The 13,804-nt window shown below is 48.7% G+C and carries 14 protein-coding genes; 10 read left to right on the top strand and 4 right to left on the bottom strand.

The window, feature by feature from the left end; genetic code table 11:
- Positions 1-659: thiamine ABC transporter substrate-binding protein (locus ACTHUT_RS07845; RefSeq protein ID WP_440418721.1), on the top strand; the 659-nt coding region annotated here is incomplete at its 5' end.
- Positions 660-772: 113 nt separating this feature from the next.
- Positions 773-1,618, top strand: coding sequence for a mechanosensitive ion channel family protein (locus ACTHUT_RS07840; protein WP_440386748.1), 846 nt, complete (start codon positions 773-775; stop codon positions 1,616-1,618).
- Positions 1,619-1,775: 157 nt separating this feature from the next.
- Here ACTHUT_RS07840 and ACTHUT_RS07835 read toward each other — a convergent pair whose 3' ends face one another.
- On the bottom strand, positions 1,776-2,726 hold the full coding sequence (locus ACTHUT_RS07835; RefSeq protein WP_440386747.1) for a D-2-hydroxyacid dehydrogenase: 951 nt from the start codon (positions 2,724-2,726) through the stop codon (positions 1,776-1,778).
- 128 nt (positions 2,727-2,854) lie between these two features.
- On the opposite strand from ACTHUT_RS07835, the gene ACTHUT_RS07830 reads away from it, so the two are divergent.
- Both ACTHUT_RS07830 and dinG read left to right on the top strand, forming a co-directional pair.
- On the top strand, positions 2,855-3,073 hold the full coding sequence (locus ACTHUT_RS07830; protein ID WP_070826381.1) for a DUF2061 domain-containing protein: 219 nt from the start codon (positions 2,855-2,857) through the stop codon (positions 3,071-3,073).
- Positions 3,074-3,237: 164 nt separating this feature from the next.
- A complete protein-coding gene (dinG, locus tag ACTHUT_RS07825; RefSeq protein WP_315117066.1) occupies positions 3,238-5,388 on the top strand; it encodes an ATP-dependent DNA helicase DinG in 2,151 nt (716 codons plus the stop codon).
- A gap of 67 nt (positions 5,389-5,455) precedes the next feature.
- Here the strand turns inward: dinG and ACTHUT_RS07820 are convergent, their stop codons facing one another.
- Positions 5,456-5,911, bottom strand: coding sequence for a GNAT family N-acetyltransferase (locus ACTHUT_RS07820; RefSeq protein WP_003747729.1), 456 nt, complete (start codon positions 5,909-5,911; stop codon positions 5,456-5,458).
- A gap of 167 nt (positions 5,912-6,078) precedes the next feature.
- On the opposite strand from ACTHUT_RS07820, the gene ACTHUT_RS07815 reads away from it, so the two are divergent.
- Positions 6,079-6,345, top strand: coding sequence for a DUF3079 domain-containing protein (locus ACTHUT_RS07815; RefSeq protein ID WP_003686685.1), 267 nt, complete (start codon positions 6,079-6,081; stop codon positions 6,343-6,345).
- 81 nt (positions 6,346-6,426) lie between these two features.
- Here the strand turns inward: ACTHUT_RS07815 and ACTHUT_RS07810 are convergent, their stop codons facing one another.
- Positions 6,427-6,909, bottom strand: coding sequence for a dihydrofolate reductase (locus ACTHUT_RS07810; RefSeq protein ID WP_440386745.1), 483 nt, complete (start codon positions 6,907-6,909; stop codon positions 6,427-6,429).
- A 196-nt stretch (positions 6,910-7,105) separates the two neighbouring features.
- On the opposite strand from ACTHUT_RS07810, the gene ACTHUT_RS07805 reads away from it, so the two are divergent.
- Entirely contained in the window at positions 7,106-7,903 is a 798-nt protein-coding gene (locus ACTHUT_RS07805; protein ID WP_440386754.1) for a factor H-binding protein, read from the top strand.
- An 88-nt stretch (positions 7,904-7,991) separates the two neighbouring features.
- Here ACTHUT_RS07805 and asd read toward each other — a convergent pair whose 3' ends face one another.
- Positions 7,992-9,107, bottom strand: coding sequence for an aspartate-semialdehyde dehydrogenase (gene asd / locus ACTHUT_RS07800; RefSeq protein WP_440386743.1), 1,116 nt, complete (start codon positions 9,105-9,107; stop codon positions 7,992-7,994).
- A gap of 240 nt (positions 9,108-9,347) precedes the next feature.
- On the opposite strand from asd, the gene ACTHUT_RS07795 reads away from it, so the two are divergent.
- The 4 genes from ACTHUT_RS07795 (at position 9,348) to mltA (ending at position 13,593) form a co-directional block, all read left to right on the top strand.
- On the top strand, positions 9,348-9,920 hold the full coding sequence (locus ACTHUT_RS07795; RefSeq protein ID WP_049344925.1) for an RDD family protein: 573 nt from the start codon (positions 9,348-9,350) through the stop codon (positions 9,918-9,920).
- A 237-nt stretch (positions 9,921-10,157) separates the two neighbouring features.
- Positions 10,158-10,244: a tetracycline resistance determinant leader peptide gene (locus ACTHUT_RS07790; protein ID WP_011058339.1), complete on the top strand. Its 87-nt coding sequence runs from the start codon at positions 10,158-10,160 to the stop codon at positions 10,242-10,244.
- Between the two features lie 15 nt (positions 10,245-10,259).
- Positions 10,260-12,179 (top strand): tetracycline resistance ribosomal protection protein Tet(M), encoded by a 1,920-nt coding sequence (tet(M), locus tag ACTHUT_RS07785; protein ID WP_063856397.1) that lies wholly within the window; start codon positions 10,260-10,262, stop codon positions 12,177-12,179.
- Positions 12,180-12,270: 91 nt separating this feature from the next.
- Positions 12,271-13,593: a murein transglycosylase A gene (gene mltA, locus ACTHUT_RS07780; RefSeq protein ID WP_049344924.1), complete on the top strand. Its 1,323-nt coding sequence runs from the start codon at positions 12,271-12,273 to the stop codon at positions 13,591-13,593.
- Positions 13,594-13,804: the final 211 nt, after the last annotated feature.

The raw sequence follows: 13,804 nt of genomic DNA, 5'->3' as shown, positions 1-13,804 counted from the left end.
ACGCCTATGTCGCCATCAACTACGACAAAAAATGGTTTGAACAGAAAAAACTGCCCCTGCCGCAAACCCTGCAAGACCTGACCAAACCGGAATATAAAAACCTTCTGGTAACCCCGTCTCCCGCCACCTCCTCGCCCGGCCTCTCCTTCCTCTTGGCCAACATCGGCGGCATGGGTGAAGAAGGCGCGTTCAAATGGTGGGCGCAAATGCGCCAAAACGGCGTGAAAGTCGCCAAAGGCTGGAGCGAAGCCTACTACACCGACTTCACCCAAAACGGCGGCGCCTACCCCCTCGTGGTCAGCTATGCCACCAGCCCAGCGGCCGAAGTCCACTACTCCAAAGGCAAATACAGCACCCCGCCCACCGGCAACCTCTTCCTCAAAGGCGGTACATTCCGCCAAGTTGAAGGCGCGGCCGTTTTGAAAGGCGCGAAACAACCCGAGCTGGCAGCCAAACTGGTAAGCTGGCTGCAAAGCGGCGAAGTGCAAAAAGCCCTGCCTGCCGAAATGTGGGTCTATCCGGCTGCAAAAAACACGCCGCTGCCCAAAGTATTCGAGTTTGCCCAAACCCCGAAACACAGCGATTCCCCCAACCGCGCCGACATCAACACCAAACAAAAACAATGGGTGAGCCGTTGGAGCAAAACCGTTTTACGTTAAGCTGAAAAAGATTTAAGAAAGATTAAAAGCCGTCTGAAAAACCAAATCATTAGTTTTTCAGACGGCCTTGTTTTACAATGACCTTTTAAACAACTTCACACGCATACACAATCATGAATTTCGATATCCAATCCCTCTCCTCCTTCTCCGGCTGGGAACGCCTCGCCCAAGTTGGTATGTCTTTCGGCACGAACCTGCTGGCCGCCTTAGCCATCTACTTTATCGGCCGCTGGGTCGCCACACGCGTGGTGACACTGATGAAAGCCGCGCTGACTCGCGCCAAAATCGATAAAACGCTGGTCAGCTTCCTCGGCAACGTCGCCAATATCGGTTTGCTGATCCTCATCATCATCGCCGCACTGGGCAAACTCGGCATTCCGACCACTTCCGTGACCGCCTTGATCGGTGGCGCAGGCTTGGCCGTGGCTTTATCTTTGAAAGACCAACTATCCAACTTCGCCGCCGGCGCGCTGATTATCCTGTTCCGCCCGTTTAAAGTCGGCGACTTTATCCGCGTCAACGGTTTTGAAGGCATCGTCCGCGAAATCAAAATGGTGCAGACCTCTTTGAGCACGCCGGACAACGAAGAAGTCGTCCTGCCCAACAGCATGGTCATGAGCAACAGCATCGTCAACCGCTCCTCCCTATCCCTCTGTCGCGCCCAAGTCGTGGTCGGCGTCGATTACGCCTGTGATTTAAAAGTTGCCAAAGACGCCGTATTGAGAGCGGCAACCGAGCATCCATTGTGTGTTCAAACCAAAGAACGACCTGCCGTCGTATACATTACCAACCTTGGCGACAGCGCCATCGAAATCACCCTTTGGGCGTGGACGCAAGAAGAAAATCTCGGCCCGTTCCGATTCGCCCTGAACGAGCAAGTGGTTGAAAACCTGCGTGCCGCCAACATCAACATCCCGTTCCCGCAATGCGATGTCCACCTCATCCAGCCGAAAGCCTGATTTCAGCTTTTATAGGGTTATCCACAATGAAGAATGAAACGATTTAACCTGATTGATAGATAACCTTATGAAATAAATAAAGATTAATAAAGGCCGTCTGAATATTTTAGACGGCCTTTAAAATTGTTCACAACTTTATCAACAGGTTTTCCATAGCTTAAACCAGATTTTGCGGATTGCCGGCCACGAAGCGGTTGATGTTGTCCAAAAGGATGTCAAACAGACGGTTGGCGGCCTCTTGGCTTGCCCATGCAATATGTGGTGTGACGATGAGGTTGGGCAGTCGGGCTTTCAGCAGAGGGTTGCCGTCGCGTGGCGGCTCTTGTGTCAACACGTCAAAACCTGCACCGCCGATTTGGCCGTATTTCAACGCCGCAACCAAAGCGGCTTCATCAACCAAGCCGCCGCGTCCGCAGTTGATGAGGATGGCGCCGGGTTTCATTTGCTGCAATTCAGCTTCGCCTATCATGTTTGCCGTTTGCGGCGTGAGCGGGCAATTAAGCGACACGACATCGGCGGAGCGGATGGCTTCGTCAAAGGAAACATAGCCGTCGCGGACGCTTTGGGCATTTTTATGTTCGGCGAACACGACGTTCATTTTGAAAGCCTGTGCATAAGCTGCCAGCGTTTTACCGATATTGCCGCGACCGAAAATCGCCAGCGTTTTACCGTTTAAATCACGCATCGGTGCGCCGAGGTGGCAGAAAAACGGCGAGTTTTCCCACAAGCCTGCCGCAACGTCGCGCTGATAGGCAGGCAGGTTGCGCATCAGGGTAATCATCATCATAAACGCGTGTTCCGCCACGGATTCATTGCCGTAAGCGCGGATATTGCACACTGCCGTGCCGTTTTGTTTGGCGGCCTCAACGTCCACATTGTTGACGCCGGTCGCGGTAACGGCAACCAGCTTGAGTTGTGGATTTTCGGCAAAGGCTTGGGCGGAAATCACGACTTTATTGGTAATCACAATGTCCGCACCGCGGATACGCGCCAGCGTTTCGTGCGCTTCGGTTGTGCCGTAGCTGCTTAATGTATGTGGAAAATCAAAGTCAAACGGGCGGTTGACGAGGGTATCGCGGTCGAGGACGACAATTTGGAGCGGATTCATAAAATTCCTATTAAAAATAAAATATCGATTTATAAAATCTAAATAAGGATAAAGGATTTAAAATATACGCGTTAGTTGATAATAATTATTATGTAGCGATTAAAACATCAATGTATCAGGAAAACAAAATGATTAAAACCATTACATTTGCTATTTTGCATTTCAGCGTCGCATTTAGTGTCGCCTATATTCTGACCGGCAGTATCGGTGTTTCCAGCGCGGTGGCTTTGGTCGAACCCATCGTCAATACCGTCGTCTTTTATTTTCATGAAAAAGCGTGGAACCGCTACGAGAAAAACAAATCCGAAAAGCAAAAATTGTGGGTGCCTCTGCATCAGTGCGGCTAAAGTTTCAGACGGCCTTTTGCTTGATTAAAACCGGTTATGGTTTTTCGGTTTGGCCATCGCCATCAAAATGCCAAACCCTAAAATAGAGTAAGACTTTACGAAGGCTTCATGAAGGTAAAAATGCTAAAATACGCTATTCTTGCAAACCCATTCAGACGGCCTCAATGCTCACCGATTTAGAAAAAAACGCCATCCGCGACCATTACCAAAACATCGGCAAAAACCTGCCCGGTTTCCGTCCGCGCGCTTCGCAACGGGAAATGATTGCGGCGATTGCCAACGCTTTTTCGCGGACGTTGACGCGTGAAGAAGGCGAAGAAGCGCCCAAACGCGAGGGTGAAAGCATTGCCGTGATCGAAGGGCCGACCGGCGTGGGTAAATCGTTGGCCTATCTTTTGGCAGGCGGCATCATGGCGCAGACGCGCGGCAAACGGCTGATCGTCAGCAGCGCGACGGTAGCTTTGCAGGAGCAGTTGGTTGACCGCGATTTGCCGTTTCTGGTCGAAAAAAGCGGTTTGGAGCTGACCTTTGCGCTTGCCAAAGGGCGAGGCCGTTATCTTTGCCCCTATAAACTTTATCAACTGACGCAAAACAATGCCCAGCAAAACCTGCTTGGTTTTGAAGCGCCGGAAGTGTTGTGGGACAGCAAACCCAAGCCGGAAGAATTGAACCTGCTGCGCGACATTGCCGATGAATTTTCCGCCCGCCGCTTTAATGGCGACCGCGACACTTGGCCGGAAAAAATCGATGACGCAATTTGGCTCAAAGTGACCAACGACCGCCACGGCTGCCTGAAATCCGCCTGTCCCAACCGTCCGGAATGCCCGTTTTACCTGGCGCGCGATGTCTTGGAAACCGTCGATGTCGTCGTTGCCAACCACGATCTTTTGCTTGCCGACATCAGCATGGGCGGCGGCGTGATTCTGCCTGCGCCCGAAAACAGTTTCTATTGCATAGACGAAGCGCACCACCTGCCCAAAAAAGCCCTCAGCCGTTTTGCCGCCGAACATTCATGGAATATTGCCGTTTGGACGCTGGAAAAACTGCCGCAGCTGACCGGCAAAATTGCCGCGCTTACCGATAAAGCCGAACTTGCCAACCTTGCCGACGAAGCTGCCACATCCTTGCTCGACAGTCTGCACGAATGGCAGTTTCACTTGGCGGAAGAGCCGTCTTTAAGTCTGGGGTCGTCTGAAAACGACAGGCGGAAACACAACGAACCGACTTGGCTGTGGGAAGACGGCAAAATCCCCGAAGGCCTGGAAACCACGGTTTCCAATACGGCCATTGCTGCGCGCAGCCTGCTCAAACACGTTATCGGCCTGAACGATGCGCTTTCCGCCGCACGCCGCGAAAAAGAACAGGACGGCGCGCTCATCGACCGCCTGACCAGCGAGTTCGGCCTTTTTATCGCCCGTATCGAACAAATCAGCGCGGTTTGGGATTTACTCTCCACCGTTCCCATTGAGGGCGAAGAGCCGTTGGCAAAATGGATAACCCGCCGTGCCGACGACAAAAACGACTATATTTTCAACGCCAGCCCCATCAGCAGCGCATCCCACCTTGCCAACAATCTGTGGCGGCGCGCGGCAGGCGCGGTGTTGACTTCGGCCACCCTGCAATCACTCGGCAGCTTCAACCTGATTTTGCGTCAAACCGGCCTATTATGGCTGCCCGAAACCACCACGCTTGCTTTGGAAAGCCCGTTTAATTTCGATGCGCAAGGCGAGCTGTATATTCCGCCCGTGCACGCCAGCCCGAAAGACCCTGATGCGCACACGGCCGCCATTGTCGAATGGTTGCCGAAGCTGGTTTCACCGGTTGAAGCCATCGGCACGCTGGTGTTGTTTTCCTCGCGCAAACAAATGCAGGACGTCGCCTTGCGCCTGCCTGACGAATACTTGCCGCTTCTGCTTGTGCAGGGCGAGTTGCCCAAGGCCGTTCTTTTACAAAGGCACCATCAAGCCATTGCCGAAGGCAAAGCCAGCATTATTTTCGGCCTCGACAGTTTTGCCGAAGGGCTCGATCTGCCCGGTACGGCCTGCGTACAGGTCATTATCGCCAAGCTGCCGTTTGCCATGCCGGACAACCCCATCGAGAAAACCCAAAACCGTTGGATTGAACAACGCGGCGGCAATCCCTTTATCGAAATCACGGTGCCCGAAGCCAGCATCAAACTGATCCAAGCCGTCGGCCGCCTTATCCGTACCGAACAGGATTACGGCCGAGTGACCATCCTCGACAACCGCGTCAAAACGCAACGCTACGGCCAGCAATTATTGGCCTGTTTGCCGCCGTTTAAACGGATAGGGTAGTTGTGGATAATTTAAAATAAAAGGCCGTCTGAAACCAAATGTTCAGACGGCCTTTTATTTTTTCAAGCTATAAATCCAATTTCATGACGGATACGGTTTCCCCGTTGTGCCAAGTCTGGGTGATTTCTTTCCAGCCGAACTTTTCATACACAGCCTGCACATCCGGCGTATAGAGAAACAGATGCGGCAAACCCAGTTTGCGTGCTTTATCCAGACAAAACGAAACCAGCTGCCTGCCTACGCCCAAACCGCGAAATTGCGGCAAAACGAACACATCGCCCAGCCAATATTCGTATTCGGGAAAACACGCCATATCAAACCGCTTCAATGCCGCCGAGCCCATCAGCCGCCCTTCCTTATCCACAGCCGCAAACGCTAGCGGCAAGTCATCCCCATCGAGGCACTGCGCGTAATACGCACGGATTTTGTCCAGGGACGACCACGGCGCAAAATCGTGCCATTCCTCAAACAGCGCGAGGGATAAAGGCTCGACAAATTCAGGCTTCAGACGGCATATGTTCATATTGGGTCCTCTTGTTGTACTGAATAGGGATAGTTTTCACAGTATAGGCCGTCTGAAAGGTTAACACATCTTAAAAAATCAGCGTAAAACACGATAAACCCGCCGCCAGTCCCATTCAAATCACTTATAATTCTGCCCATACCGCACACAAACAAAAGAAGAACATCATGGCCAAGAAATTTCCCATTTTCCCGAAAAATCCCGAGCGTATCTGCTGGGGTTGCGACAAATACTGCAAAGAAGACGATTTGCAATGCGGCAATGGTTGCGAACGCATCCAACACCCCATCGAGTTGGACGGCCGCGACTGGTATAAAAAAGGCGACTGGAGCAATTTGTTGAGCGAAGAGCAGCAAATCGAACTTGGACTGAAAGAAGCGCCCAAGCCGGCCAAACCGCATATCAAACTGCCTTTGAAAAACAAAACAGCTTAAACGGTATGCCGTAAACAAACGAAATAAAAAGGCCGTCTGAAACCTGAAAACAGGGTTTCAGACGGCCTTTGCATTGTCGGATTATGCCTTCACATAATGCACAAACGCGTATTCGATGCCTTTGGCGGAAACATGGTTTTCCCGAGAGGCTTCTTGCCATGTTTCTGTGGAAAACTCAGGAAAAAACGCATCGCCGTCCACATCCAAACCGACTTCGGTCAAACGCAAATCGGTGGCAATCGGCAGGGCTTGTGCATAAATTTGCGCGCCGCCCATGATGATGACTTCTTCAACCCCCTGACACAAAGCCAGCGCATCTTCCAAAGAAGCCGCCGTTTGCGCGCCTTCGGCCTGATAATCTTGGCGGGTGATGACGATATTTGGACGACCGGGCAGCGGCTTGCGCGGCAGCGATTCCCATGTTTTGCGGCCCATAATGACGGGTTTGCCGGTGGTGTAGGATTTGAAAAAGGCAAAATCTTCGGGCAAATGCCAAGGCATGGTGTTGTTGATGCCGATACAGCGGCGGGCAGCGTAGGCGGCGATGAGGGTGATTTTCGGCATGATGAAATCCGTTTGCAAAATAAAATGATTATAGCGGAAGGGACTTTGAATAGACTGAATACCCGATATTTTAAAAATGTTTCAATATTTATAAAATCAATATTCAAAATGCTTAATTTTGACAAAAATCATTTATTGTTCATTTTTTTAGGTATATGATAAATATCATACCAAATAAAAAGGAAAGGAAAAAATGATGAGAACCCTCCGTATTTCTGCTTTGACTGCTTCCCTGTCTTTGATGCTGGCTGCCTGCGGCGGCGCAACAAGCGGCTTGTCGAATGCCGTTACCGAGCCGCTCAATCCGCATCCGAAAGGCGTGTTGTCCGTTGAATTGAACGAATCCGTCCCTGAAAACGGTACGTTGGAGCTGACAGCCAACGGTAAAACGCAAACCCTGCAAAAAGGCGGCAAACTCGATACCGGCTTTTTGAAAACCGATAAAGTATCCTCTTACGACTATGCCCAAAAAATCAAGGTAAACGGCCAAGTCATCACTTTGGAAACGGGCGACTTCCAAGTGTATAAACAAAATTATTCTGCTGTTGCCGCGCGTTACGCCAAACAAAAAGCCGATGATGCAGGCAAGCTGCAAAACCTCGATACATACACATTCACCGTCGGCGAAGTCCAAGGCGATGAAACAGCGTATCGCAATTTACCCAAACAAGGCAGCTATCAGTATTCGGGGATCGCGTTTAACGGCGACGACCGCAGCGGCCGTCTGAAATACACTGTCGATTTCGATAAAAAACAAGGTTACGGCAAAATCAGCAGCATGGCTTCCCACAATAATGTCGACCTGCTTGCCGCAGGCATTGCCAATAACAACGGAAAAGCCGCCATCAGCGGTAAAACCAGTTTGAACGGTATCGAAAACGGCCGTTACGATTTGAAACTCTTCGGCCCGCAGGCTGAAGAAATTGCCGGTAAGGCGCAAATCAAAGTTGGCGATTCCACCAAAGAAATCGGTTTGGCCGGTAAAAAAGAATAGGAAACAAGGCCGTCTGAAAGGTTCAGACGGCCTTTTTGTGACAAAAAAGCAACGGCTCAAACCGTTGCTTTTTTCATGCCAACCTAAATTACAGGCTGCCCAAGATAATGCGCAATACGCGGCGCAACGGCTCGGCAGCGCCCCACAAGAGTTGGTCGCCGACAGTGAACGCGCTGATGTATTCGCCGCCCATTTCCAGTTTGCGGATACGGCCGACGGGAACAGACAGCGTGCCGGTTACTTTGGCGGGCGTCAGCTCGTGGATGCTGGCTTCTTTTTCGTTGGGGATGACTTTCACCCAGTCGTTCGCGCCTGCCAAAATCGCTTCGATTTCAGAAACAGGCAGGTCTTTTTTCAGCTTCAGGGTAATGGCTTGGCTGTGGCAGCGCATAGAACCGATGCGCACGCACAAGCCGTCGATTACGGTCGGATTGTCGCTGCGGCCGAGGATTTTGTTGGTTTCCACGCCGCCCTTCCATTCTTCTTTGGACTGGCCATTACCCAAATCCACGTCAATCCAAGGAATCAGGCTGCCGGCGAGCGGTACGCCGAAGTTGGCTTTCGGATAGTCTTCGCTGCGCAGGAAATCGGACACTTTGCGGTCGATGTCGAGGATCGCGCTGGAAGGGTCGGCAAGCTCGTCTGCCACTTGGGAGTGAATCGCGCCCATGCCGCTGATGAGTTCGCGCATGTTTTTCGCACCCGCGCCGGAAGCGGCTTGGTAGGTCATGCTGGTTGCCCATTCGACCAAATCGTTTTGGAACAGGCCGCCCAAAGCCATCAGCATCAGGGAAACGGTGCAGTTGCCGCCGATGTAGTTTTTCACGCCGTTTTTGAGGCCGTTGTCGATGACGTTGCGGTTGACCGGGTCGAGGACGATAATCGCGTCGTCTTTCATGCGCAGGGAAGAAGCCGCGTCAACCCAGTATCCGTTCCAGCCGCTGTCGCGCAGGGGTTGGAACACGGATTTGGTGTAATCGCCGCCCTGACAGGTAACGATGATGTCCATTTTTGCCAATTTGGCAACATCGTTGGCATCCAACAATGTTTTGGCCGCCTGACCGAAATCAGGGGCAGCACCGCCGACGTTGGAAGTGGTAAAGAAAAACGCTTCGGGAATATGGGCGAAGTCGTTTTCTTCTTTCATACGCTGCATCAAAACAGAGCCGACCATACCGCGCCAGCCGACAAAACCTACTTTCATGTGTTACTCCTTACAAAGAAAATCCGGATAAGTTTATAGTGCATTAACAAAAATCGGAACGGCATCGCCTGCCGCTTTGTTCAGATTTTTGTTAACCCACTATAAAAAAGGGGAAAACAAACGTTTTAACGCCGTCTGCGGAAAATGTAAAGGTTTTTATCGAAAATTTTTAGAATGATAGGAAAATAGGTTAAGATGGCAATGAAATTGCATTTCATTAATGGTACAGAGGAAGATTAAATGAGCAAAATCAATTTGTCGGATTTGCCCCAAACAGAAATAGTAGATGTCCATATTGCTTCGCCGGGGGCGAGGGTTGCGGCATATTTGTTGAATAATCTGTTTACTTTTTTGATATGGTTGCCATTTATTGTGATGGTAGTTTTTACTTTAGATGAAAGCAAAAAATTAGTTTCGGAATCTTCTCTTTTTAATACCCCTGAATATTTTGCCATAACATTTTTTATTTCTTTGGCTGTCTATTTGGTTTTCGGTATCTTCCAACTGTATTACATGAGCCGGGACGGTCAGTCTTTAGGTAAAAAAATTATGGGCATCCGGGTGTTAAAAAATGACGGAAGCAATCCGGGCTTTGAAGGAACGGTTTTAATCCGCGAAGTTGTCTGGGCGCTTGCTGTTGGTGTTGTGGTAACTATTGTATCGTTGGCAATAAGTGACACGGGTGGAAACCTGATTTCTCTGCTTATAGCCTTCATCAACTTCATCATGCTCTTTTCCGTCAAACGCGACCGCCGCACGCTCTACGATATGCTGGCCGATACGGTTGTCGTCAAATTGCCGCCGCGCCGATAAATCGCTTTTTTTGATAAAAAATTGGAGATTCCTTTACAAATATGCTCTTACGTGCTATTATTTAAGTGACTATTTAAAAGGAGTTAATAAATATGCGGCAAGGTATTCTTAAATAAACTGTCAATTTGATAGCGGGAACAAATAATTAGATGTCCTTTTTTAGGAGGGCTTAGTTTTTTGTACCCAGTTTAAGAATACCTTTATCATGTGATTCTAAAGTATCCAGAGAATATCTGTATGCTTTGTATACCTATGGTTATGCATAAAAATCCCAGTGATAAAAGTATTTATCACTGGGATTTTTATGCCCTTTTGGGTTTTTGAATGGAGGAAAATCACATGAAAATTATTAATATTGGAGTTTTAGCTCATGTTGATGCAGGAAAAACTACCTTAACAGAAAGCTTATTATATAACAGTGGAGCGATTACAGAATTAGGAAGCGTGGACAAAGGTACAACGAGGACGGATAATACGCTTTTAGAACGTCAGAGAGGAATTACAATTCAGACAGGAATAACCTCTTTTCAGTGGGAAAATACGAAGGTGAACATCATAGACACGCCAGGACATATGGATTTCTTAGCAGAAGTATATCGTTCATTATCAGTTTTAGATGGGGCAATTCTACTGATTTCTGCAAAAGATGGCGTACAAGCACAAACTCGTATATTATTTCATGCACTTAGGAAAATGGGGATTCCCACAATCTTTTTTATCAATAAGATTGACCAAAATGGAATTGATTTATCAACGGTTTATCAGGATATTAAAGAGAAACTTTCTGCCGAAATTGTAATCAAACAGAAGGTAGAACTGCATCCTAATATGCGTGTAATGAACTTTACCGAATCTGAACAATGGGATATGGTAATAGAAGGAAATGATTACCTTTTGGAGAAATATACGTCTGGGAAATTATTGGAAGCATTAGAACTCGAACAAGAGGAAAGCATAAGATTTCATAATTGTTCCCTGTTCCCTGTTTATCACGGAAGTGCAAAAAACAATATAGGGATTGATAACCTTATAGAAGTGATTACGAATAAATTTTATTCATCAACACATCGAGGTCAGTCTGAACTTTGCGGAAAAGTTTTCAAAATTGAGTATTCGGAAAAAAGACAGCGTCTTGCATATATACGTCTTTATAGTGGCGTACTGCATTTGCGAGATTCGGTTAGAATATCGGAAAAGGAAAAAATAAAAATTACAGAAATGTATACTTCAATAAATGGTGAATTATGTAAAATCGATAAGGCTTATTCCGGGGAAATTGTTATTTTGCAGAATGAGTTTTTGAAGTTAAATAGTGTTCTTGGAGATACAAAGCTATTGCCACAGAGAGAGAGAATTGAAAATCCCCTCCCTCTGCTGCAAACGACTGTTGAACCGAGCAAACCTCAACAAAGGGAAATGTTACTTGATGCACTTTTAGAAATCTCCGACAGTGACCCGCTTCTGCGATATTATGTGGATTCTGCGACACATGAAATCATACTTTCTTTCTTAGGGAAAGTACAAATGGAAGTGATTAGTGCACTGTTGCAAGAAAAGTATCATGTGGAGATAGAACTAAAAGAGCCTACAGTCATTTATATGGAGAGACCGTTAAAAAATGCAGAATATACCATTCACATCGAAGTGCCGCCAAATCCTTTCTGGGCTTCCATTGGTTTATCTGTATCACCGCTTCCGTTGGGAAGTGGAATGCAGTATGAGAGCTCGGTTTCTCTTGGATACTTAAATCAATCATTTCAAAATGCAGTTATGGAAGGGATACGCTATGGTTGCGAACAAGGATTATATGGTTGGAATGTGACGGATTGTAAAATCTGTTTTAAGTATGGCTTATACTATAGCCCTGTTAGTACCCCAGCAGATTTTCGGATGCTTGCTCCTATTGTATTGGAACAAGTCTTAAAAAAAGCTGGAACAGAATTGTTAGAGCCATATCTTAGTTTTAAAATTTATGCGCCACAGGAATATCTTTCACGAGCATACAACGATGCTCCTAAATATTGTGCGAACATCGTAGACACTCAATTGAAAAATAATGAGGTCATTCTTAGTGGAGAAATCCCTGCTCGGTGTATTCAAGAATATCGTAGTGATTTAACTTTCTTTACAAATGGACGTAGTGTTTGTTTAACAGAGTTAAAAGGGTACCATGTTACTACCGGTGAACCTGTTTGCCAGCCCCGTCGTCCAAATAGTCGGATAGATAAAGTACGATATATGTTCAATAAAATAACTTAGTGTATTTTATGTTTATGTAAAATCAGCACTTTCCAACATAGGCCGTCTGAAAAATCGCTTTCAGACGGCCTTTCGACACGCTATTGATTTCATGAAAAAACATTTGTACCGCATTACGCTCGTCAGCATTGCCGCGGCCATTCTTGCCGCCTGTCCGAGCAAAAGCATTAAAAACCTCCCCGAAACCGACACCAGCGTTATCAAAGGCCCTGACCGCCCCACCGGTACGCCCGATCCCGTCGGTACGACAGTGAGCGGGGGAGGAGCAAACTACACCGTAGTTTCCTACAACGAATTGCCGCACTGGGACCTCCAACACTTTACCAAAAGCCTGCAATCTTTCCGTTTAGGCTGTGAAAAACTTAAAAACCGCCAAGGCTGGCAGGACGTTTGTATCCAGGCCATGCAAACACCGGTGCACCATTTCCAAGCCAAGCACTTTTTCGAGCGCTATTTCACCGCATGGCGCGTCGATAACGGCGGCAATCCTGCCGGCACCATTACCGGTTATTACGAACCGGTCCTGCGCGGCGACGACAAATCCACGAGCCAATCCCGTTTCCCTATTTACGGCATTCCGAACGATTTTGTTTCCGTTCCGCTGGCTGCAAACTTGAGGGGCAGCAAAGCCACCGTCCGCATCCGCCAAACCGGCCCAAACAGCGGCGTCATCGACAACAGCGGCGCATACACGGCCGACTTGTCCAGATTCCCGATTACAGCACGCAGCACCGCGCTGAAAGGCCGTTTTGAAGGCAGCCGTTTCGTTCCTTACTACACCCGCAGCCAAATCAACGGCGGCGCGCTTAACGGCAAAGCGCCGATTTTGGGTTACGCAGATGATCCGGTCGAACTTTTCTTTATGCACATTCAAGGTTCAGGCCGTCTGAAAACGCCGTCCGGCAAATACATCCGTGTCGGATTTGCCGATAAAAACGAACATCCGTATGTTTCCATCGGCCGCTATATGGCGGACAAAGGCTATCTGCCGCTGGGTCAGACCAGCATGCAGGGCATCAAGGCCTATATGAAGCAAAACCCCGGCCGCCTTGCCGAAGTTTTGGGACAAAACCCAAGCTACGTCTTCTTCCGCGAGCTGACCGGCAGCGGCGATTCCGGCCCGGTGGGCGCATTGGGTACGCCGTTGATGGGCGAATACGCCGGTGCCATCGACCGCCACTACATCACGCTTGGCGCACCGTTATTCGTCGCCACTGCCCATCCGATCACCAAAAAAGCCCTCAACCGCTTAATTATGGCGCAAGATACCGGCAGCGCGATTAAAGGCGCAGTCCGTGTGGATTATTTCTGGGGCTATGGCGACGAAGCAGGCGAAGTGGCCGGTAAAATGAAAACCACCGGCTATGTATGGCAGCTCCTGCCCAACGGCATGAAACCGGAATACCGTCCATAAACAGCGGTTTAAAAAAGGCCGTCTGAAACCAAGATTCAGGTTTCAGACGGCCTTTTTATTTCTATAAAAATGCGGCAGGTTTTAAAAACCTGCCGCGGTATGGGGACATACAGCTCGGACGGTAAGCCGGGTTCTGTCGCGGACAGTCATTCCTCTAGGCACATCATTGCTGGTGTGCTCAAGCAACCTACCCGAACGCTCGGCGAGCAGC

It is taken from the genome of Neisseria sp. P0022.S010, from assembly GCF_051956635.1.
Note: the sequence above shows the minus strand (reverse complement) of the source record. Positions and strands in the feature narration are given on the sequence as shown.